Source organism: Acidocella sp. C78 (assembly GCF_907164655.1).
Genome location: NZ_CAJQZK010000060.1, coordinates 337434 through 358906, shown reverse-complemented (window position 1 = coordinate 358906; position 21473 = coordinate 337434). Strand labels below are relative to the sequence as shown.

Annotated in this window: 18 protein-coding genes, 2 tRNA genes and 1 pseudogene; all 21 read right to left on the bottom strand. The window is 61.8% G+C overall.

Annotated features, from left to right (window positions below):
* Positions 1-196: 196 nt before the first annotated feature.
* On the bottom strand, positions 197-1843 hold the full coding sequence (locus ACIDOCELLA78_RS82215) for a ribonuclease J (protein ID WP_201727631.1): 1647 nt from the start codon (positions 1841-1843) through the stop codon (positions 197-199).
* A gap of 34 nt (positions 1844-1877) precedes the next feature.
* Positions 1878-2678, bottom strand: coding sequence for a type III pantothenate kinase (locus tag ACIDOCELLA78_RS82210; RefSeq protein ID WP_201727630.1), 801 nt, complete (start codon positions 2676-2678; stop codon positions 1878-1880).
* Between the two features lie 23 nt (positions 2679-2701).
* Entirely contained in the window at positions 2702-3430 is a 729-nt protein-coding gene (locus tag ACIDOCELLA78_RS82205) for a biotin--[acetyl-CoA-carboxylase] ligase (protein WP_201727629.1), read from the bottom strand.
* The gene (nuoN, locus tag ACIDOCELLA78_RS82200) at positions 3427-4863 is read right to left on the bottom strand and encodes an NADH-quinone oxidoreductase subunit NuoN (protein WP_201727628.1); all 1437 of its coding nucleotides are present in this window, start codon (positions 4861-4863) and stop codon (positions 3427-3429) included. The genes ACIDOCELLA78_RS82205 and nuoN overlap by 4 nt, the downstream gene beginning before the upstream one ends.
* 8 nt (positions 4864-4871) lie before the next feature.
* Complete coding sequence (locus ACIDOCELLA78_RS82195; RefSeq protein WP_201727627.1) at positions 4872-6389, bottom strand: NADH-quinone oxidoreductase subunit M; 1518 nt, start codon at positions 6387-6389, stop codon at positions 4872-4874.
* Between the two features lie 13 nt (positions 6390-6402).
* Complete coding sequence (gene nuoL, locus ACIDOCELLA78_RS82190; protein ID WP_201727626.1) at positions 6403-8331, bottom strand: NADH-quinone oxidoreductase subunit L; 1929 nt, start codon at positions 8329-8331, stop codon at positions 6403-6405.
* A gap of 6 nt (positions 8332-8337) precedes the next feature.
* Entirely contained in the window at positions 8338-8649 is a 312-nt protein-coding gene (gene nuoK / locus ACIDOCELLA78_RS82185; protein WP_011941875.1) for an NADH-quinone oxidoreductase subunit NuoK, read from the bottom strand.
* On the bottom strand, positions 8646-9296 hold the full coding sequence (locus ACIDOCELLA78_RS82180) for an NADH-quinone oxidoreductase subunit J (protein ID WP_201727625.1): 651 nt from the start codon (positions 9294-9296) through the stop codon (positions 8646-8648). The genes nuoK and ACIDOCELLA78_RS82180 overlap by 4 nt, the downstream gene beginning before the upstream one ends.
* Before the next feature lie 6 nt (positions 9297-9302).
* A pseudogene (nuoI, locus tag ACIDOCELLA78_RS82175) lies at positions 9303-9790 on the bottom strand (NADH-quinone oxidoreductase subunit NuoI).
* 15 nt (positions 9791-9805) lie between these two features.
* Positions 9806-10822, bottom strand: coding sequence for an NADH-quinone oxidoreductase subunit NuoH (gene nuoH, locus ACIDOCELLA78_RS82170; RefSeq protein WP_201727624.1), 1017 nt, complete (start codon positions 10820-10822; stop codon positions 9806-9808).
* A 5-nt stretch (positions 10823-10827) separates the two neighbouring features.
* Positions 10828-12888, bottom strand: a complete 2061-nt coding sequence (nuoG, locus tag ACIDOCELLA78_RS82165; protein ID WP_201727623.1) for an NADH-quinone oxidoreductase subunit NuoG — start codon at positions 12886-12888, stop codon at positions 10828-10830.
* A 67-nt stretch (positions 12889-12955) separates the two neighbouring features.
* On the bottom strand, positions 12956-14251 hold the full coding sequence (nuoF, locus tag ACIDOCELLA78_RS82160) for an NADH-quinone oxidoreductase subunit NuoF (protein WP_201727622.1): 1296 nt from the start codon (positions 14249-14251) through the stop codon (positions 12956-12958).
* A gap of 1 nt (position 14252) precedes the next feature.
* Complete coding sequence (locus ACIDOCELLA78_RS82155) at positions 14253-14864, bottom strand: NAD(P)H-dependent oxidoreductase subunit E (protein ID WP_201727621.1); 612 nt, start codon at positions 14862-14864, stop codon at positions 14253-14255.
* A 3-nt stretch (positions 14865-14867) separates the two neighbouring features.
* Entirely contained in the window at positions 14868-16088 is a 1221-nt protein-coding gene (locus ACIDOCELLA78_RS82150) for an NADH-quinone oxidoreductase subunit D (protein ID WP_201727620.1), read from the bottom strand.
* Positions 16085-16726 carry an NADH-quinone oxidoreductase subunit C gene (locus ACIDOCELLA78_RS82145; RefSeq protein WP_249674945.1) on the bottom strand — a complete coding sequence of 214 codons (642 nt, stop codon included), beginning with the start codon at positions 16724-16726 and terminating at the stop codon, positions 16085-16087. The genes ACIDOCELLA78_RS82150 and ACIDOCELLA78_RS82145 overlap by 4 nt, the downstream gene beginning before the upstream one ends.
* Positions 16719-17279 (bottom strand): NADH-quinone oxidoreductase subunit B family protein, encoded by a 561-nt coding sequence (locus ACIDOCELLA78_RS82140; protein WP_201727619.1) that lies wholly within the window; start codon positions 17277-17279, stop codon positions 16719-16721. Before ACIDOCELLA78_RS82140 ends, ACIDOCELLA78_RS82145 begins: the two co-directional genes overlap by 8 nt.
* 75 nt (positions 17280-17354) lie before the next feature.
* The gene (locus ACIDOCELLA78_RS82135) at positions 17355-17720 is read right to left on the bottom strand and encodes an NADH-quinone oxidoreductase subunit A (protein WP_174504741.1); all 366 of its coding nucleotides are present in this window, start codon (positions 17718-17720) and stop codon (positions 17355-17357) included.
* A 165-nt stretch (positions 17721-17885) separates the two neighbouring features.
* A tRNA-Asp gene (locus tag ACIDOCELLA78_RS82130) sits at positions 17886-17962 on the bottom strand.
* Positions 17963-18292: 330 nt separating this feature from the next.
* A tRNA-Val gene (locus tag ACIDOCELLA78_RS82125) sits at positions 18293-18364 on the bottom strand.
* Between the two features lie 78 nt (positions 18365-18442).
* A complete protein-coding gene (locus ACIDOCELLA78_RS82120; protein WP_283770803.1) occupies positions 18443-18706 on the bottom strand; it encodes an HU family DNA-binding protein in 264 nt (87 codons plus the stop codon).
* Between the two features lie 166 nt (positions 18707-18872).
* Positions 18873-21314, bottom strand: coding sequence for an endopeptidase La (lon, locus tag ACIDOCELLA78_RS82115; protein WP_201727618.1), 2442 nt, complete (start codon positions 21312-21314; stop codon positions 18873-18875).
* Positions 21315-21473 lie beyond the last annotated feature (159 nt).

Below are 21473 nucleotides of genomic sequence, written 5' to 3'. Positions count from 1 at the left end.
TCAGGGAGGAAACGCCAGTCACACGGCGGAGCGAAGAACCATTCCTCACTCCACGGACGATAGTGCAGCGCACCACAAAATCGGTAAAGCGAAATCATCACAAACTGCCTATAAAAATGACGGTTAAAAATGGATTTTGTTCGATTTATGACCGTATTATGCATTCATAATATTCAAATGCCTATTTATGAGGCTTTCAAACGTGAATAATATGAACCTCCACCATCGGACGTTTGCCGAAGCGGCGGCCGAGCACGCGACGGAGCGCTGTCTGCGCCGCGTCCCGAACGGCGGACCGGTCGGTGCGCAGCCCCACCGGAAGATCCTCGAATGTAGCCACGAAATCCTCGGCCAGCGCCGCGAGGGCGCTATCCTCCGCCTCGAACAGGCCAGGCGCCGTGATCTGGGCGGCTCCCTTCACCTTGCCTTCTCGATCGACGGCGAGACTGCCAACCACGACCCCGTTGAGCATCATCCGTCGCCGCGCTGCCATGACGCCGCCCTGCATCGGCACGAGACGATCACCGTCCACGGCCAGCCTCCCGACCGGAACGCTGTCGACAACCTCGGGCGCATCGGGCGCGAGGCGCAACACATCGCCGTCTTCCAGCAGAAGCGTGCGGATGCCCTCGGCCTCCGCAAGATCGGCCTGCGCGGCCATGTGGCGCCATTCGCCGTGGGTGGGGATGAGATAGTGCGGGCGTACCAGGCGGTAAAGCCGGCGCAACTCATCCCGTGCCGGATGGCCGGAGACGTGAACCATGTGATCGTCATCGGTCATGATGTTCACGCCGGCGCGCACCAGCTCATCCTGCACGGCGCCGATCGCACGCTCATTGCCGGGGATGACCCGGGCCGAGAAAATGACGGTATCGCCCTCGCCCAGCGCAACATGGCGATGCGTATCGGCGGCCATTCTCGCCAGGGCCGAACGCTTCTCTCCCTGGCTGCCCGTGGCCAGGATCAGCAGATTATCATCGGGAATCGAGCCGGTATCGTCCTCCGGAACAAAATCCGGCAGGTCGGCCAGATAACCGCATGCCTGTGCCGCCTCGACATATTTGCCGAGGCTGCGGCCAACCAGCGCGACGTGCCGGCCAGCCGCCGCAGCCGCCTTAACGACCGTTTCGATCCGGGCAATGTTGCTCGCGAAGCATGTCACCACAATCCGGCCGCGCAGTCCGGCGATCAGGCTGGTCAGACTGCGGCGGACCGTGGCTTCCGAGCCGGAATGCCCCTCAACCAGCGCATTGGTCGAATCGCAGATCATCGCGAGGACGCCGGCGTCCCCCAGCTCCCGCAGGGCGTCCTCGTCGGTCGGCGGCCCGATCAGCGGTTCCGGGTCGAGCTTCCAGTCTCCGGTGTGCAGAACGGTTCCGTATTTCGTGGCGATGACGAGCGCCTGTGACTCAGGTGTGGAATGGGCCATCCTGATATAGCGCAGTCCGAACGGGCCGACCTCGAAGCTGCCACCGGGCTGGATTTCCGTGATCCGAACGCTTCGCAGCAGCCCGGCTTCACCGAGCCGGTAGCGGATCAATGCCGCGGCAAAAGGCGTTGCGTAAACCGGGCAGCGGAGCGCATCCCAGATCCGGGCAATCCCGCCAATATGGTCTTCATGTGCATGGGTGATGACAAGGCCGCAAATCCGTTCCCGGTTGGCGGCAAGAAAGGCCGGGTCGGGGACGAGCAGTTCGGCCTCCGGCGCCTCCGGCCCGGCAAAGCCCATGCCGCAATCGACCACCAGAAAATCACCATCCAGCCCGTAGACGTTCAGGTTCATGCCGATCTCGCCGGTGCCGCCCAGCGGGGTAAAACTCAGCCCCTTGCTGATCTCGTTCATGAAGTCACCTTGTTGTTCAGTCGCATAAGCTTGTTCATTCGTGTTCGGCATCCCGCGCCCGCAGCAGCGGCGCGGGATTGCGAAGGGCGAGCAGGCGCAGGCCCTCCAACGTGAGGTCGGGATCGGTAAAACCGATACTCGACGTGCCCTCGGCAATCAGCGGCGCTAGTCCGCCTGTGGCGATTGTTTTCATCTTGCCGCCGAAATCCGTCTCGATCCGCGAGATCAGCCCCTCGACGAGACCGACATATCCCCAATAGATGCCCGAGCGCATGGCCGGGATCGTCGATTTCCCGATCACCTGCTGCGGTCGCCCGATGCCGATGCGGGGCAACCGGGCGGCCGCCTGATGCAACGCCTCCATCGAGAGGTTGATTCCAGGCGCGATCACGCCGCCGACATACGCGCCATTGCCGTTGACCACGTCAAACGTCGTCGCCGTGCCGAAATCGATCACGATGAGCGGGCCACCATAACTGTGATGGGCGGCCAACGCGTTGAGAAGGCGGTCCGCACCGACTTCGGCCGGATTGTCCATCTCGATCGCAAACCCCCAGTCGAGCTCGGCGCGGGCAATCAGCGGCTCGATCCCGAACCAGTCACGACACAGCCGGCGCAAGTGATAGAGTGCCGCCGGAACCACGGTGCCGAGCACCGCGGCGTCGATCCCCGCCGAGGCAATGCCCGCACGATCGAGCAGTACGCCAAGCCAGACACCGTATTCATCAGAGGTGCGCTGAGCGTCCGTCGCGATGCGCCAGGCACCGCGCCACCGCTCGCCATCATGCACAGCGAAAACAATATTGGTGTTGCCTGCGTCAATAACCAGTTTCATGTCATGCCGGCTCGGTTGGGCGATCAGATCAGCGCGACGTCGCCGCCGCGCAGCGCGACGACGCGTTCACCATCGCGGAGCAGCAGCGCGCCATCCTTGTCAAGACCGACATACTGTCCGGTCAGCCGGCCACCATCCACCGTCAGCGCCGCGCCCTCGGGATGCGCCCGCGCCATCCAGGCACGGCGCAGCGTTTCGGACCCCAGCGGTAGCACACCGAGCCAGTGATCGAGCCGTGTGCACAGAACAGATGCCAGATCCTCCGGGGTCATTGTTCCGCCCAGCGATGCGAGGCTGGCTGTTGTACGGCCCGGAACGTGAGGCGCCGTGACGAGGTTGACGCCAACACCGATCACAAGCCAGGCGATCACGCCGTTCTCGATCGTCGCGTCAAGCAGGATGCCCGCGAGCTTGGCGTCTCCTGCCATCACGTCGTTCGGCCATTTCAGCGCGATGCGCCCGGGGGTTGGAAGCGCCGCATCGAGAGCCTCGATCAGCGCGAGCCCGGCAAGAAGGGCATACCATCCCCCCTGCCCCGCTGGAATGTTCGGCCGCAGCAGAACGGAGCCATAGAAATTCCCTGCGGGCGAATTCCACTGGCGACCAGCACGCCCGCGACCAGAGGTCTGCCGCCCGGCCAGTACCATCAGCCCGGCAGGTTCACCCGTAGCCGCCCGCCGCGCGCAGAAATCCGACGTCGAATCCAGCGTATCGTAGCGTTCGATCCGCCAGCGCGTGACGTCAGCCGTCAAAAGCCCTGGCTCGTCATGACCGCGTGAGCCGCCATCGTCGACAGGGTCGTCAGCGTCGAGGGATGAAAGGCGAACAGAAGCACGCCCGCCGACGCAAGCCCAATGACAAGGCTCACTCCGGAATTGCGCGAATCCAGACCCGGTTCACCGGCATCGAAATACATGACCTTGATCACGCGCAGATAATAGAAAGCGGCCACCACGCTGGTGACAATGCCAAGCACCGCCAGGGGGGTCAGACCGGCATTTATCGCAGCCGCGAATACATAGAATTTGCCGAAAAAGCCGGCGAGCGGCGGAATGCCGGCCATCGACCACATCATCATCGCGAGCGCGAAGGCAAAGCGCGGATCATCCGTCGCCATGCCTGCGAGGTCGGATATCCGGTCGACCGGCTGACGGCCGCGGCTCATCGCAATGATGCAGCCAAACGTGCCGAGCGACATGACAACATAGATCGCCAGATAGATCAGCGCGCCGCTGACCCCGGCTGCGTTGCCGGCCGCAAGCCCCATCAACGCGTATCCCATATGGCCGATCGACGAGTAGCCCATGAGCCGCTTGATGCTGGTCTGCCGGATCGCGCCGATGGCGCCAATGACCATCGAAGCCGCGGCGAGGAGTTCCACAAGATCCCGCCACTGCGCCACCGCGGGGCCGAACGGCCCCAACATCACCCGCAACAGCAGTGCGAACACGGCGATCTTCGGCGCCGTGGCGAAGAATGCCGTCACCGAGGTCGGCGCGCCTTCATAGACATCGGGTGTCCACATATGGAACGGTGCCGCCGAAATCTTGAACGCCAGCCCGACCAGAACAAAGACCAGCCCGACCGTCGATCCCATGGCGGCGGCCGGGTGGCTGGCAAGCGCGCGGGCGATGCCCTCGAACCCCGTGGTTCCGGCAAAGCCGTAGACGAGCGAGATACCGTAGAGCAGCAGACCGGAAGACAGCGCGCCGAGCACGAAATATTTCAGCCCGGCTTCCGATGAGCGCAGATTGTGCCGGGCAAAGGCTGCAAGCACATAGAGCGCGAGCGACTGGATCTCGAACCCGATATAGAGAGTAATGAGGTCGTTTGCCGAAACCAGCACGACCATGCCAGTGACGGCGAACAGGATCAGCACCGGAAATTCGAACCGCGTGATCCCGATATTGCGATTGAACGTGACGGAGAGCGCAAGAGCGCCGATGGCGCCCAGTGCCACCAGAACATCCGCGAAACGGGTGAAATCATTTGTCTGATACAGCCCGTGCAGAACCGTCCCGGTCGGGGCCGCGACAAGTAGCCGGGCGGCGATGGCCAGCACCACCCCCGTGACCGCGGTGATCGCGAAACTGTGGTCGCGCCGGGCAAAAACGCCAGCCATCAGCATCACGATCCCCGCGACCGCGAGAAACAGGATGGGCAGAACGGTATAGAATGTCGACATTGCCTCGCTCACTGCTTGATCATGGCCAGCCGGCCGTGCGCGCCGGAAGACAGGTCGGCGAGATGCGCATGAACAAGATCCTGCACGGCGCCGCCGAAAATATGGGTCAGGCTGCCAGGTGCAAAGCCGAGCACGAGAACCAGCACCGCCAGCGGCGCAAGCAGCAGCCATTCACGCGGGCCAATATCGGCAATGACCGCGTTGGCGACGCTGCGTGCCTGATCGAACAGCACGCGACGGATCATCACCAACATGTACATCACGCTCAGGATCATGCCGGTGCCCACCAATAGCGCCACCCAGAAATTCGCCTGGATCGCGCCGATCATCACCAGGATTTCGCCGACGAAGCCGGAGGTGCCGGGCAAACCGACATTCGCCATCACGAACAGCATCAGGAAGGTGGCGTAGACCGGCATGCGCGAGGCAAGCCCGCCAAGCTGGTCGAGCCGCAGCGAATGACCGCGCGCGAGCAGGATGCCCACGCAGAGGAACAGTGCGGCAATGACGAGCCCATGCGACACCATCTGGAACAGCGCTCCCTCGATGCCCGCGACGGTGACGGTAAAGATACCGACCACGATCAGCCCCATATGCGCGACCGAGGAATAGGCGACCATGCGCTTGATGTCGGTCTGCGCCAGGGCGGCGAAGGAGATATAGATGATGCCGATGATGCCGAGCGCGAACATGAACGGCTCAAAATAGGCCGTCGCCTGTGGCAACATCGGTAGCGAGAAGCGCAGGAACCCATAGGCTCCCATTTTTGAAAGCACTGCGGCCAGCATGATCGTGCCGGGCAGCGGCGCTTCACCATAAGCGTCGGGCAGCCAGGTGTGCAGTGGCCAGACCGCCGCCTTGACGCCGAAAGACAGCAGGAACGCGATGAACAGCCAATCCTGAATGGTGGGCGCAATGGCCGTGTGCATAAGCCGCACCATGTCGGTGGTGCCGGCATGGTGCCACATCCAGACCAGGGCGAGCAGCATCGGCAGCGAACCGGCGAGTGTGAAGAGGAAGAACTTCACTGCGGCATGAACCCGACGCTCCCCCCCCCATACGCCGATGATCAGATACATCGGGATCAGCACGCCCTCGAAGAAGATGTAGAACAGCAGGAAATCGAGAGCCGAGAACATGCCGATGGTCATGGTCTCGAGCAGCAGAAAGGCTGCCATGTAGTCGCGCACGCGCCGGCGCTCGCGCCAGCTCGCCAGCACCGCGACCGGCGTCAGCAGCGCGCTGAGGCCAACGAAGAACAGGCTGATGCCGTCAACGCCCATCCGGTAGCCGATGCCATAGGCCGGGATCCATTCGGCGGACTCGACGAATTGAAACCCATGCACCGACGGATTGAAGCCGACGATCATTACCACAGCAAGCACGAGCACGAGCAGGCTGGTCCACAGCGCGATCCAGCGCGCATTGCGGGCGGTAGCGGCATTTGCAGAGTCACCGGTCAGATACATCAGTACGGCACCGGCAAGTGGCAGCCAGGTCATCAGCGAGAGAAGATGGAAATTCATGTGCCGCTCCCCCTCACCGCGCAACCAGGAAGACGGTCACCAGAACCATCAGCCCCACCAGCATGACGAACCCGTACACCGCGATCGATCCGCTCTGCAGCCGGCTGGCGACGCCGGAAGCGTCGCCGGTCAACCGCGCCAGACCCTCCGGCACGCCGTCGATCATCTCCTCATCGCCGATCCGCCAGATGGCGCGCGCGATGCGCAAGGCCGGACGAACGAAAATCGCATCATAAAGCTCGTCGAAATACCATTTGTTGAGCAGGAACGCGTGGAGTCCCGGCCAGGTTTGGGCCAGCCGCGCCGGCAGCGCCGGGGCGAGTTCATAGAACCAGTAGGCAATACCGATGCCGGCAATGGCCAGCAGCAGCGGCATCTTTTCTGCCCAGGCCGGAATGGCGTCACGTGCCGCCATCACCGCGCCGCCATGCGGCAGGGCGATGCTGGAGCCCCAGAAATTCGCAAAATGCGCCCCGATGAACGTCGGTCCGAGCAGGAAGCCGGTCGTCAACGCGCCGATCGCGAGCGCCACCAGCGGCAGCAGCATCACCAGCGGGCTTTCATGCGCGTGGGCGAGCGTTTCGTTGGACGCCCGCGGCTTGCCGTGGAAGGTGAGCAACATCAGCCGCACCGTGTAGAACGCCGTCAGCCCTGCACCCAGCGTGCCGCACAGCCAGCCGAACACCGCCGTATGCGAATGCGCGGCAAAAGCTGCGGACAGAATCGCATCCTTGGAGAAATACCCCGAGAATGGCGGAATCGCGACCAGAGCCAGGCTGCCCGCCCACATCGTCACATAGGTCACCGGCAGTTTGCGCCAGAGACCGCCCATCTTGCGGACATCCTGCTCGTCGGCCAGCGCGTGGATCACCGAACCGGCGCCCAGAAACAGCAGCGCCTTGAAGAAGGCATGATTGATCAGGTGGAAGATGCCAATCGGCGCCGCGCCCACACCGACCGCGAGGAACATGTAGCCGAGCTGCGAGCAGGTGGAATAGGCGATGATGCGCTTGATGTCGTTCTGCACGCAGCCGATCGTCGCCGCAAAAAAGGCGGTGAAGCCTCCAATTACCGTGATGGCTGCGAGGGCGACGGGCGCCGCATCGATCACCGGAGACATCCGCGCCGTCATGAACACCCCGGCCGTCACCATGGTCGCGGCATGGATGAGGGCGGAAATCGGCGTCGGGCCTTCCATCGCATCCGGCAGCCAGGTGTGCAGGAACAGCTGCGCGGACTTGCCCATCGCACCGATGAAAAGAAGGATCGAGATGACCTCGAGCACCGGCAGATCGGTGCCAAACAAATGGTAGACGTGCGGCGCAACCTTCGCCACGCCGGCGAAGATCGCATCGAAATTCACACTGCCGAACTCATACCAGGTCAGCGCGATGCCGACTGCGAAGAACAGGTCACCCACCCGGTTGACGATGAAGGCCTTGATCGCTGCTTCGTTGGCGCTGGCGCGGTCGTACCAGTAGCCGATCAGCAGGTACGACATCAGGCCAACGCCTTCCCAGCCGAAGAACAACTGCAGCAGGTTATTGGCGGTGGCGAGCATCAGCATCGCGAATGTGAACAGCGAGATATAGACGAAGAAGCGCGGCTCGGTGCGGTCCTCCGCCATGTATCCCATGCTGTAGACATGGATCAGCGCCGATACCACGCAGACCATTCCGACCATCACGAGCGACAGCGTGTCCATCCGCAGCGCCCATTGCGGCGCGAAGGTGCCGACCGAGATCCATTGACCGAGCACAACGAGATGGTCCGCCGCCCCGAGCACGAGATGACGATAGACCGTGCCGATCGCGGCGATGGCCGCCACGACCAGCGAAACCACGCTGAGCCCGACGGCCGGGGCTCGGCCGATTGTGGGACGGGCGAGCCCGGCGAGCAGCGCGCCGGCCAGCGGCGCGAGAACGGCAATGGCAAGCAGCATGTCGGCTCAGCCCTTCATCAGCGTGACGTCTTCGACTTCGATCGAGCCGCGGTTGCGGAAATACACAACGAGAATTGCCAGCCCGATCGCCGCTTCCGCCGCCGCGACCGAGAGAACGAACATGGTGAAGACCTGCCCCGCCATGTCATGCAGCGCCGAAGAGAAGGCGACGAAATTGATATTGGCGGCGAGCAGGATCAACTCGATCGACATCATGATGACGATGATGTTTTTCCGGTTGAGGAAGATTCCGAAAATCCCGATCACCAGCAACAAACCGGCGACGACGAGATAGGGGCCAAGCCCTACAGCGCTCATCGGATCGTCTCCTGAGACGCGGGGGCAGACTGGGTCATCTGCTTCGCTCCCTTGCCAATACCGAGCTTGACCATCGTCAGCGTTTCGTCGATCGGCCGCTGATGCTGCGCCGAGATGTCCTGTCGGCGCGAGCGGCGCTCGCCCGAATGAGTCAGAACGATCGCGCCGATCATCGCGACAAGGAGCAGCAACGCCACAAGTTCAAAGGCGAACATGTAACGGGTGTAGATAAGGTCGCCGAGAGCCGCGGTGTTCGACATATCTGCCGGCATCGGCACCTGGCTGGCGAGATGGGCGGCGGGGGTAACGGTCCAGCCGACGGCAACGGCGCCAATTTCCACCATCAGGATGAACCCGATCAGCAGGCCGAGGGGCGCGTAGCGCTGAAATCCCTCGCGCAGCGCCGCAAAATCGACGTCGAGCATCATCACGACGAAAAGGAACAGCACGGCGACCGCACCGACATAGACGATGACGAGCACCATCGCGAGAAATTCGGCACCGGCCAGCACGAACAGGGCAGCTGCGTTGATGAAGGCCAATATAAGAAACAGCACCGAATGCACCGGATTGCGCGCGGTGATCACCATGCAGGCCGAGAGCAACAGGATCGCGGCAAAAACATAGAACGCAAGGGCTACGATCATGATGCGTTACCGGTAGGGCGCGTCGAGTTCGAGACGCTTGGCCAGTTCGCTTTCCCATCGATCGCCGTTCGCGAGAAGTCTTTCTTTATCATACATCAGCTCCTCGCGCGTCTCGGTCGCGAATTCGAAGTTCGGCCTTCGACGATCGCATCGACCGGACAGGCTTCCTCGCAGAGGCCGCAATAGATACATTTTGTCATGTCGATATCGTAGCGCGTGGTCCGGCGCGAGCCGTCCTCGCGCGGTTCGGCTTCGATCGTAATTGCCTGCGCGGGGCAGACCGCCTCGCAAAGCTTGCAGGCGATGCACCGCTCCTCACCGTTCGGATATCGCCGCAGCGCATGCTCGCCCTTGAAGCGCGGGCTGATCGCGTTCTTCTCGAACGGATAGTTCAGCGTCGCCTTGCGGGTGAAGAAATACCGCAAGGTCAGACGCATACCGGAGAGTATCTCCAGCAGGAGAAACCGGTGCGCGATGCGATCAAGTCTGGCCATCATCCAATCTCCCGGTCACGCATGCGGCAACCAGCCGAAAATTTCGAGTGCGCTCGCCGTGATCACCAGCCAGGAAAGGGAGAGCGGCAGGAAAACCTTCCAGCCGAGCTGCATGAGCTGGTCGTAACGGAACCGCGGCAAGGTCGCCCGAACCCACAGAAAGACAAACAGGCAGAGCATCACCTTGAGCAGGAACCAGATTGGCCCCGGAACCCAGGTAAAGGGCGCGAGCGGGATCGGCGACAGCCAGCCGCCGAGGAAAAAGATGGTCGTCATACCGCTCATTAGGATCATGTTCGCGTATTCGCCGAGGAAGAACAGCGCGAAGCTCATGGCGCTGTATTCAACGAAAAACCCGGCCACGATTTCACTCTCGCCTTCCGGCAGGTCGAATGGCGCCCGGTTCGTCTCGGCGAGACCGGAGATGAAGAAAATCACGAACATGGGCAGAAGCGGTATCGCGAACCAGATATGCCGCTGCGCCACCACGATGTCGTTGAGGTTCAGGCTGCCGACGCAGACCAGAACCGAAAGGATCACGAGCCCGATCGAAACCTCGTAGCTCACCATCTGCGCGGCACTGCGCATGGCGCCGAGAAACGCGAATTTCGAGTTGCTCGCCCAGCCGGCGATGATGACACCGTAAACCCCGAGCGAGGAAATTGCGAAAAGATAGAGCAGGCCAACATTGATATTGGCGATTGCCCAGTGGTTGTTCACGGGAATGACGGCCCAGGCGATGATCGCAAGCCCGAACGTGATCATCGGCGCAAACAGGAACAGCAGGCGGCTCGCGCCATCCGGAATGACCGTTTCCTTGAAAAGCATCTTGATCGCATCGGCGAAAGGCTGCCACAGGCCGAACGGGCCGACCACGTTTGGCCCCTTGCGGAGCTGCATCGCGGCCAGCACCTTGCGCTCGGCGTAGGTGAGGTAGGCAACACCGATCAGCAACGGCACCAGCAGGGCCAGAGCCCGCAGCAACGTGATGACGAGAATGCCAAGATCGCTCGAGAAGAAGCCAGCCTCCATCACGCTCACTCCGCTGCTATCTGGCGCGGGAGGATGATCTCCTCGATGCATTTCGCCATGGTCTGGCTGGCGCGGCTGATCGGATCGGTCTGGTAATAGGTCGCGAAGGCACGGCCGAACGGCGCATCGCTGACCGAGCCGGAATCGCCGCGCGGCGCGGCCCCACCACCATGGCCGAGGCGCCGCAGCACACCAATCTCGCCAAGGACCGGATAAGACTCGATCATCCTCGCGCGCAACGCGTCGAGATCGTCATACGGCAATGGCCGACCAAGTGCTCCGCTCGCCGCGCGCAGGATCGCCCAATCCTCCCGCGCCTCACCTGGCGGAAAAATCGCCCGCAGCGCACGCTGCGCCCTGCCCTCGGTATTCACATAAGTGCCTGGCTTCTCGGTGTAGGCGGCCCCAGGCAGAATCACATCGGCCCGTGCCGCGCCACGATCGCCATGATGCCCCTGATAGATCACGAACGTGTCGGCGCCGATCCTGGACATATCGAATTCGTCGGCACCGAGCAGCCACAGCACATCCACCCCGCCGCCCATCATGCCGGCGATGTCCTTGCCCTTGTCACCCGGCAGAAAACCGAGTTCGAGCGCGCCCATCCGTGCCGCCGCGTTGTGCAGCACATTGAACCCCTGCCATTCGGCGGTCAGCATGCCGGTCTGCAGCGCGATCTGCCAGCAAGACGCGAGCACTGCCGCCGCATCCGCCCTGGCGAAGGCCTGCGAACCAACGATCATCATCGGCCGTTTCGCCGCCGCCAGCCGTTTCGTGAAATGATGCGCCGGATCGAGCAGCGCCTTCAGCGCGTCGCCTCCGTGGCCAAGATGTTCATGATCATAGGTCAGGTCGGCTGGCGCGCCGACCAATCCGGCAACGAAACCCGGGGTTTCCACCCAGCGGCGCCGCAGCCGCGCATTCAGCACCGGCGCTTCCTCGCGCGGATTGGCGCCGACGATCAGCAGCGCGTCAGCCTCGTCGATCCCTTCGATCGTCGTGTTGAATCGATAAAAAGCCCGGTTGGAAACGTCGAATGTGGCGCCATCCTGCCGGCAGTCGAGATTGGCGGAGCCAAGCGCGCCCATCAGATCCTTCAGCGCCATCATGCTCTCGGCATCGCAGAGATTGCCCGCGATCGCGCCAATTCTGCTGCCATCAAGCCCTTTGATCCGGCCGGCGATGGCGGCAAAGGCCTCGTCCCAGCTGGCCGGGCGCAGCTTACCATCCTCACGCAGCCAGGGCCGGTCAAGCCGACGGCGCTTGAGGCCGTCGATCGAGAAGCGCCCCTTGTCGGCAAGCCACTCCTCGTTCACCGCGTCGTTCAACCTGGGCAGAACGCGCAGCACCTCGGCGCCACGGGCGTCTATGCGGATATTCGTTCCGACCGCGTCGAACACGTCAATACTGTCGGTCTTGCGCAACTCCCAGGTGCGGGCGGTGAACGCATAAGGCTTCGAGGTCAGCGCGCCAACCGGGCAGAGATCGATGATATTGCCCGACAGTTCGGAGGATAGGCCGCGTTCGACGTAATTGGTGATTTCCATGTGTTCGCCGCGTTGCACTGCGCCGAGTTCAGGGACGCCTGCGACCTCCGCCATGAACCTGACGCAGCGGGTGCAATGAATGCACCGCGTCATCACCGTCTTGACCAGCGGGCCAAGGTATTTATCGTTGACCGCGCGCTTGCTGCCCTCATACCGGGTGTGGTCTCGCCCATACCCAACGGCTTCGTCCTGCAGGTCGCACTCGCCACCCTGATCGCAGATCGGGCAGTCGAGCGGATGGTTGATGAGCAGGAATTCCATCACCCCGCGGCGGGCCTGGCGGACTTTTTCGCTGTCGGTGTGAATGACCATGCCCTCGCCCACTGGCTGCCCGCAGGAGGCGACCGGCTTCGGCATCTTCTCGATCTCCACGAGGCACATGCGGCAATTGCCGGCAATCGAGAGCCGCTCGTGATAGCAAAAGCGCGGTATTTCCTTGCCCGCTTCCTCGCAGGCTTGCAGCACCGTGTATCCGTTCGGAACCTCGATCTCTACCCCGTCGACCGTCACTTTCGGCATCAGATCCGCACCCCGCCGGTGGCGCGCGTGGCGCCGTTGACCCTCTTGTGCCGCATCGTCCCCTCCGTCATTCCGCCGCGAGCCGCGCTGCCGAGCGCGCCTTGTAATCCGCGATGCGCTGTTCGACCATCGGCCGGAAATGCCGCAGCAGACCCTGGATCGGCCAGGCCGCCGCGTCGCCGAGCGGACAGATCGTGTGGCCTTCAACCTGTCTGGTGACCTGTTCCAACAAATCGATATCGGAAATTTCAGCCCGCCCCTCGACCAGCCGGTTCATCATCCGCATCATCCAGCCGGTGCCCTCGCGGCAGGGCGTGCACTGGCCGCAACTCTCATGTTTGTAGAACGCCGCGAGCCGCGCGATCGCCCTGATGAGGTCGGTCGACTTGTCCATCACGATCACCGCGGCGGTGCCGAGCCCCGTACGCTGCTCACGGAGACTGTCGTAATCCATCAGCACCGTGTCGCAGACCGATTTCGGGATCATATGCACCGATGACCCGCCAGGGATCACCGCCTGCAGATTGTCCCACCCACCGCGTACGCCACCGGCATGCTTCTCGATCAGTTCACGCAGCGGAATGCCGAGTTCCTCCTCGACATTGCACGGCCTGTTCACGTGACCGGAGATGCAGAAGATCTTGGTGCCCGAATTCTTCGGCCGGCCGAGCGCCGAAAACCAGGCCGCGCCCCGCCGCATGATGGTTGCAACCCCGGCAATGGTCTCGACATTGTTGACGGTGGTCGGACAGCCATAGAGACCAAGCGCCGCAGGGAAAGGCGGTTTCATCCGCGGCATGCCCTTCTTGCCTTCGATGCTTTCGATGAGCGCCGATTCCTCACCACAGATATACGCACCGGCGCCGCGATGCACCGTGATGTCGAAAGCCCAGCCCGATCCGCAGGCATCCTCGCCGATCAGCCCGGCGTCACGCGCCTCGTCAACGGCCGCCTGCAAATTCCTGTATTCGTTATAATATTCGCCACGAACATAGATGAAGGCGCGATGCGCGCCCATAGCGAAGCCGGCGATCAGCGCGCCTTCCACCAGCTTGTGCGGCTCATGGCGCAGAATGTCGCGATCCTTGCAGGTGCCGGGCTCGCTTTCATCGGCATTGATGACGAGATAGCTAGGGCGTCCGCCGGTTTCCTTCGGCATGAACGACCATTTCATTCCCGTCGGAAAGCCCGCCCCGCCCCGGCCGCGCAAACCCGACGACTTGATCTCCTCGATGATCGCATCCCGCCCGCGGGCGAGGATATCCTTCGTGCCGTCCCAGTCACCACGCGCGCGGGCGCCGGCAAGCCGCCAGTCATGCACACCGTAGAGGTTGGTATAGATCCGGTCGCGATCGCTCAGCATGTTATTCCGCTCCGCCCTCTTGCTTGCCGCCCCCCACGTTGAACAGCGTGGTCGGCCCACCCTCGGGCGCCGAATTCTGGCGGCCGATCATCGAGCCGGGCGGCGGCACGTCACCGGCGCGCAGGCGGTCGAGCAGGTCTTCGGTGCGCGGTCCGTCCAGATCCTCGTAGACATCGTCATTCACCTGCACGACCGGGGCATTCACGCAGCAGCCAAGGCATTCGACTTCCTCGATGCTGAATGTCTCGCCGTCGGCCTCGGCGGCCTTGCGGCAGGCCTCCATCACCTCGTCAGAGCCGCGCAGCCAGCATGGCGTCGTCGTGCAGACCTGAAGGTGATACCGACCCACCGGCTTGGTGTGATACATCGTGTAGAACGTCGCGACTTCATAGACGCGCATGGACGGCATCGAAAGGCGGCGGGCGATCGCATCCATCGCCGCCCGCGGCACCCAGGCATGGCCCGTCTGCCGCGCCATCTGCCGTTGCGCGAGGTCGAGCAGGGGCATCACAGCGCTCGCCTGCTTGCCCTCCGGATATTTGGCGATGATCGCGGGGATCAGGGCCTCGCTTGTGTCATCGAAGCTGAAAGCGGGTTCGGTCATGTCGTTCATCTTTCAGCGATCCACTTCCCCGAACACGATATCGATCGAGCCCAGCACGGCGATCGCATCGGCGAGGAGATGGCCTTTCGACATCAGGTTCATCGCCTGGAGATGCGAGAAGCCGGTTGCGCGGATCTTGCAGCGATAGGGCCGGTTGCTCCCATCGGCGACGAGATAGACACCGAATTCACCCTTCGGCGCCTCGACCGCGGTGTAGGTCGAGCCGGCGGGAACATGGTAGCCTTCGGTGTAGAGTTTGAAATGATGGATGAGTGCTTCCATCGACCGCTTCATATCGGCACGTTTCGGGGGCGTGATCTTGTGATCCTGCACCTTGATCGGTCCTTCAGGCATCGCCTTGAGCGCCTGGCGGATGATTTTCAGGCTCTCGACCATCTCGCGAATCCGCACGAGGTAACGGTCAAACGAGTCGCCATGCCGGCCAACCGGAATGTCGAAATCAACCTCGTCATATTTGTCATAGGGCTGCGCCCGCCGCAGATCCCAGGCGATACCGGAGGCCCGCAGGTTGGGGCCGGAAAATCCCATCGCCAGCGCGTCTTCGGCAGAGATCACCCCGATATCGACGAGGCGCTGGCGAAAGATTCGGTTGTCGTTCAGCAGGTTCTGTAGATCGTCGAGAAATTTCGGAAACCGCTCGCTCCACTCCCAGATCTGATCGGCAAGACCAGCAGGCATGTCCTTCGAAACCCCGCCGGGGCGGAAATAGTTGGCGTGGAAGCGCGCCCCGGATACGGCCTCGTGAAAGGTCAGCAACTTCTCCCGCTCTTCATACCCCCAAAGGCTCGGGGATTGCGCGCCAATATCAAGCGCGAGGTGAACGGCGTTCAACAAATGATTGAGAATACGGGTAATTTCTGCAAACAGCACGCGGATCCACTGCGCCCGTTCCGGCACTTTCACGCCGAGCAGCCGCTCGGTCGCGAGGGCGAACGCATGCTCGCAGCACATCGGACTGACGTAATCGAGCCGGTCAAAATACGGCACCGCCTGAAGATAGGATTTATATTCGATCAGCTTCTCGGTGCCGCGATGCAACAGGCCGATATGCGGATCGGCACGGGTTACCGTCTCGCCCTCCAATTCCATGATCAGGCGCAACACGCCGTGAGTGGCCGGATGCTGCGGGCCGACATTCACCGTATGACGGTCGTTGATGTCGATCACGCGACGCTCGGGTTCCTGCGTCCCGTTCTGTATCGCGTCACTCACGAGCCTGACCCTCCGCCCACCGCCTTCTCGTCGCCAGGCAGCGTATTCATCGCTTCCCAGGGCGAGAGGAAATCGAAATTCCGGAATTCCTGCGTCAGCGCGACCCTGTCGTAAACGACCCGCTTCTGTTCCTCGTCATAGCGAAGTTCGACATGACCGGTGAGCGGAAAATCCTTGCGCAATGGATGCCCCTCGAACCCGTTATCGGTCAGAATCCGGCGATGATCGACAAGCCCATCGAAACTCACGCCGAACAGGTCGAATACCTCACGCTCCCACCAGGTGACGCCAGACCAGATTTCGCTGACGCTTGGCACCGGTGTGGCTTCGTCGGTGGTCACGATCACACGCAACCGATCATTTCGGGTCACCGACAGCAGATTATAGACGACATCGAACCGCTCGGCCCGTTCTGGCCAGTCGACACCGCAGACGTCCATGCATTGCTCAAAGGCAAAATTCGGATCATCGCGGAGAATGCGCATCACCGTGGCGAGCGATTTCCGGTCAACCGCAATAATACGCTCATCCCGTTCGAGCATGACATGACTGACGCCGGAAACCGCGCGAAGCCGGTCGCCAAAGGGGTCGGCTGGCGCCGCGACGGCCGGCGCCTCTGTCTGGTTCTCTTCACTCACGGAAAATCGTCCCCGTCCGGCGAATTTTCTTCTGTAACTGGGTAATTCCGTACACCAGCGCCTCAGCCGTCGGCGGGCAGCCCGGCACATAAATATCGACCGGAACGATCCGGTCGCAGCCGCGCACGACGGAATAGGAATAATGATAATATCCGCCGCCATTGGCGCAGCTGCCCATCGAAATCACCCAACGAGGCTCCGGCATCTGGTCGTAGACCTTGCGCAGGGCCGGAGCCATCTTGTTGGTCAGCGTTCCGGCAACAATCATCACGTCGCTCTGGCGCGGCGAATTGCGCGGGATGATCCCAAAACGGTCGAGATCCCAGCGTGGCATATAGGCGTGAATCATCTCGACGGCACAGCAGGCGAGGCCGAAGGTCATCGGCCACAGGCTGCCGGTTCGGGCCCAGTTCACCAGCCGGTCGAGATTGGCAACAACGAACCCCTTGCCGGCGATTTCCCCCGTGATGCTACGGACCACGGCGTCCTGCTCGGCTCCGGGATTCAGATGCTCTCGATTCCAGGCAATGTCAGGCTGTTGCACGGCGTTCATGTCATGCCTTCCGCTTGGGCCGATGCGGCCGGTTTGTCACTCGTCTCATCAGGGTCAGGCACAAGCAGAGCCAGGCTATTCCCAGTCAAGCGCTCCCTTGCGCCACTCATAGATAAACCCGATCGCCAGGATTGCCAGAAACCCCATCATCGACCAGAACCCCAGCGCGCCAATCCGCGACAGGCTCACTGCCCAAGGGAACAGGAACGCGATTTCGACGTCGAATATGATGAAGAGAATTGCCACGAGGTAATACCGCACATCGAATTTGCGGCGGGCATCACTGAACGGAGCGAAGCCACACTCATAGGCACTCAGCTTTTCACCGTAAGGATTTTGGCGGGCGACAAGAAGTGAACCGACAACGAACGCGCCGCCAAGAAGACCTGCTATGCCGAGGAAAACCAGGATGGGGAAGTAGACCGACAGATCCGCATGCATCGCGATTGTCCCCTGCATATCCAGCATTACCCGCCAAGTCGCGGCAGACCATCAGATCAGAGCGCCGCAGGCCGAACACGCCACCGCAACCCGAATGACTCAGGCTGTTTCAGGTCGTGTCCTCCTTATGTTCTGTCCATCCATGATGCCTGAACCAAGGCAAAATGGCGCGAGTGACGGGGCTCGAACCCGCGACCTCCGGCGTGACAGGCCGGCGCTCTAACCAACTGAGCTACACCCGCGTTGTGAGACGTTCCGTATAGCGGCGACCGATGCGCGTCAAGCTCTGGTGGCGAGGTTGTCTTGTCCGTCATCGAAGGCCAACCCGCTTTCGCGCCCTCACAGCACCACCGGCTCCTGCCGCAAATGCACGAACCTCCCGGCAAACGCCCCAACATGCCTGCAGCACTGCCGCCCGTGCGGATTCGAGGGTGCGATGATGCGGACTTTTGCTGTTTCCGGAGATATTTATGCGACACTGCTATGCGTCAGGATGAACCACACCAACGGCCCAGAAGCCGAATCGGCTCGAGTCGCTCGGGTCATGTCGCAGAGGAAAAGGGGGCGATGAATGGGCGGTGACGGGATCGAACCGCCGACCCTCTCGGTGTAAACGAGACGCTCTACCTCTGAGCTAACCGCCCATAGCGGCGCCCTGCCAGTCCGCTGGCAGGGGCTTGGCAATCAGTTCAGGCCGACACAGAGATCGGCCTGTTTCAGTGTCAGTTCACAGCATCCTTGAGGGTCTTGCCTGGCTTGAACTTGACCGAGGTCGACGCTGCGATCTGGATTTCCTCTCCAGTGCGCGGGTTGCGACCTGTCGCCGCCTTCCGTTCGGCCGTGCCAAACGTGCCGAAACCGACCAGGCGCACTTCTTCCTTGCGCTTCAGAGCATCCTCGATAGCAGCAAACACCGCATCCACCACTTCGGTGGCCTTGGCTTTGGTAAGGTCGGTCTTCTCCGCAACGTCTGCGACGAGATCCATTTTGTTCACGGGTCAGTCTCCCAGTTGGTGTAAACGGAAGTGGGCGGTCAAGAAAACGAATCGGCTCCCGGCCACGCATTCCGCCGAACGCCGCACACTAATGGGGCCGGTTTCCCTCCGTCAACGAAGACGAATGGAAAACCGGCCTCAAAATACACGCGATATGCTAGTGAGGCAGAACCGCACCGGTGGTTGCACCGGGCTGAGCCGGCGCAACCGGCTCAACCGGTTCCTCCCACTCGATCGGCTCGGGTTTGCGCACCAGCGCCTGGGCAATGACCTCGTCAACATGAGACACCGCGATGATCTTCAGCGATTTCTTCACGTTATCAGGGATATCTGCGAGATCCTTCTGATTGTCCTTCGGGATCAGCACCGTGGTGATGCCGGCCCTGAGCGCCGCCAGCAGCTTCTCCTTCAGCCCTCCGATGGGCAGAACCCGCCCGCGCAACGTGATTTCGCCGGTCATGGCGATGTCCTTGCGCACCGGAATTCCCGTGAGCACCGAGACGATCGAGGTCGCCATCGCGATACCCGCCGAGGGGCCATCCTTTGGGGTCGCGCCTTCGGGAACGTGGACGTGGATGTCACGTTTTTCGAAGATCGGCGGTTTGATCCCGAAGCTGATCGCCCGTGAGCGGATATAGGAGATGGCCGCTGACACGCTTTCCTGCATCACGTCGCCGAGTTTGCCCGTCTGCTTGACGTTGCCCTTGCCAGGCAGCAGCACGCTTTCGATGGTCAGGATCTCGCCGCCAACTTCGGTCCAGGCAAGGCCCGTGACCACGCCCACCATGTCTTCCGCTTCGGTCTCGCCATAATGGAACCGCGGAACACCAGCGAATTTTTCGAGATTCTTCCGGGTAACCGCAACTTTTGTCACTTTCTTCGTGACAATGTCTTTTACCGCCTTGCGGGCAAGATTGGCAATTTCGCGCTCAAGGTTACGAACACCCGCCTCACGGGTATAGGTCCGCACGAGTTCACGGATCGCATCGTCGGATACGCTCCACTCACCGGCTTTGAGCCCATGTGCCTCGGCCTGCTTTGCGATCAGATGCCGCTTCGTGATCTCGACCTTCTCATCCTCGGTATATCCCGGGATACGGATGATCTCCATACGATCGAGCAGTGGCTGCGGCATCCGTAGCGAGTTCGCCGTGGTCACGAACATCACGTCCGAAAGATCGTAGTCGACCTCAAGATAATGGTCGTTGAAGGAGGCGTTCTGCTCCGGGTCCAGCACTTCGAGCAGGGCGGAAGTCGGGTCACCGCGCCAGTCGGCGCCAAGCTTGTCAATCTCGTCGAGCAGAAACAGCGGATTCGACGTCTTGGCTTTCTTCATCCCCTGGATGACCTTGCCGGGCATCGATCCGATGTAGGTACGACGGTGGCCGCGTATTTCCGCCTCGTCCCGCATTCCGCCAAGCGACATCCGGACAAAATTGCGCCCCGTCGCCTTGGCGATCGACTTGCCGAGAGACGTCTTGCCCACGCCGGGAGGGCCAACAAGGCAGAGAATCGGACCGCGGAGTTTCGGGCTGCGCGACTGGACCGCTAAATACTCCAGAATCCGCTCCTTGACCTTGTCGAGACCGTAGTGATCGGCATCAAGGATACGTTCGGCCTCGATCACGTCGTTCTTGATCTTGGCGCGCTTCTTCCAGGGTATGCCCAGCAGCCAGTCGAGATAGTTGCGCACCACAGTCGCCTCCGCGCTCATCGGGCTCATGGTCCTGAGCTTCTTCAGCTCGGCCATCGCCTTGTCGCGCGCTTCCTTCGAAAGCCTGGTGGTCCGGATCTTCTCCTCGAGCTCGGCGGTCTCGTCCTTGCCCTCGTCACCCTCGCCCAGCTCCTTCTGGATCGCCTTGAGCTGCTCGTTGAGATAATACTCTCTCTGGGTCTTCTCCATCTGCCGCTTCACGCGGTTGCGAATCCGCTTTTCCACCTGGAGGACGCCGATTTCGGATTCCATGTGGGCGAATACCCGCTCCAGCCTTTCGGCCACAGCCCCGGTTTCAAGCAGCTCCTGCTTGTCGGCGATCTTCAGTCCAAGATGGCTAGCAATCGTATCGGCAAGCTTCGACGGATCGTCGATCTGGTTAATGGAAACAAGAACCTCCGGCGCAATCTTCTTGTTCAGTTTGATGTATTGTTCAAACTGGGAGACCACGCCCCGAGCCAGCCCCTCGAGTTCCTTGCCCCCGACGACGACTTCATCCAGCGGCTCGGCCGTAACCTCGAAATGGCTGTCGATCTCATGGAATTTAGTAATCCGGGCGCGCCGCACGCCTTCCACGAGCACCTTGACGGTGCCGTCCGGGAGTCTCAGCAACTGCAATACGGTCGAGATCGTCCCGACTTCATAAATATCGCCCGGGGCGGGGTCGTCCTGCTGGGCGTTTTTCTGCGCCACGAGCAGAATCTGTTTGTCGTCCTTCATCACCCCTTCGAGCGCGCGAACCGATTTTTCGCGACCGACGAAGAGCGGAACGATCATGTGCGGAAACACGACGATGTCCCGCAACGGAAGTACGGCCAGACGATCGCCGTCGAGCGGCGCTTTCACAAGAGCGGTTTTGGTCTTTTTCGGTTCGGTCTCTGACATCAGACTACCTTTCGATAAGCGGCGTGCCCTGCCCTCAATCGGCACAGTGCACGGTGCCGGGCGATCCGGCCACGAGATAGATATTGTTCCACACCGGGGTTGCCGCAATGCCCCGGCATATTTCAGGTCCTGGAGCCGGACGGCGCACCGGACCGACTC

What these genes read in the sequence shown, in the direction of transcription:
- ACIDOCELLA78_RS82180 (WP_201727625.1), bottom strand. Translation starts at nt 9,296, where the DNA reads ATGATCGTAGCCCTTGCGTTCTATGTTTTTGCCGCGATCCTGTTGCTC.
- nuoF (WP_201727622.1), bottom strand. Translation starts at nt 14,251, where the DNA reads ATGCTGAGCGATCGCGACCGGATCTATACCAACCTCTACGGTGTGCAT.
- nuoK (WP_011941875.1), bottom strand. Translation starts at nt 8,649, where the DNA reads ATGAGCGCTGTAGGGCTTGGCCCCTATCTCGTCGTCGCCGGTTTGTTG.
- ACIDOCELLA78_RS82210 (WP_201727630.1), bottom strand. Translation starts at nt 2,678, where the DNA reads ATGAAACTGGTTATTGACGCAGGCAACACCAATATTGTTTTCGCTGTG.
- ACIDOCELLA78_RS82195 (WP_201727627.1), bottom strand. Translation starts at nt 6,389, where the DNA reads ATGAATTTCCATCTTCTCTCGCTGATGACCTGGCTGCCACTTGCCGGT.
- ACIDOCELLA78_RS82140 (WP_201727619.1), bottom strand. Translation starts at nt 17,279, where the DNA reads ATGAACGCCGTGCAACAGCCTGACATTGCCTGGAATCGAGAGCATCTG.
- nuoL (WP_201727626.1), bottom strand. Translation starts at nt 8,331, where the DNA reads ATGCTGCTTGCCATTGCCGTTCTCGCGCCGCTGGCCGGCGCGCTGCTC.
- nuoH (WP_201727624.1), bottom strand. Translation starts at nt 10,822, where the DNA reads ATGGAGGCTGGCTTCTTCTCGAGCGATCTTGGCATTCTCGTCATCACG.
- ACIDOCELLA78_RS82215 (WP_201727631.1), bottom strand. Translation starts at nt 1,843, where the DNA reads ATGAACGAGATCAGCAAGGGGCTGAGTTTTACCCCGCTGGGCGGCACC.
- nuoN (WP_201727628.1), bottom strand. Translation starts at nt 4,863, where the DNA reads ATGTCGACATTCTATACCGTTCTGCCCATCCTGTTTCTCGCGGTCGCG.
- ACIDOCELLA78_RS82120 (WP_283770803.1), bottom strand. Translation starts at nt 18,706, where the DNA reads ATGGATCTCGTCGCAGACGTTGCGGAGAAGACCGACCTTACCAAAGCC.
- nuoG (WP_201727623.1), bottom strand. Translation starts at nt 12,888, where the DNA reads ATGCCGAAAGTGACGGTCGACGGGGTAGAGATCGAGGTTCCGAACGGA.
- ACIDOCELLA78_RS82155 (WP_201727621.1), bottom strand. Translation starts at nt 14,864, where the DNA reads ATGAACGACATGACCGAACCCGCTTTCAGCTTCGATGACACAAGCGAG.
- ACIDOCELLA78_RS82135 (WP_174504741.1), bottom strand. Translation starts at nt 17,720, where the DNA reads ATGCATGCGGATCTGTCGGTCTACTTCCCCATCCTGGTTTTCCTCGGC.
- lon (WP_201727618.1), bottom strand. Translation starts at nt 21,314, where the DNA reads ATGTCAGAGACCGAACCGAAAAAGACCAAAACCGCTCTTGTGAAAGCG.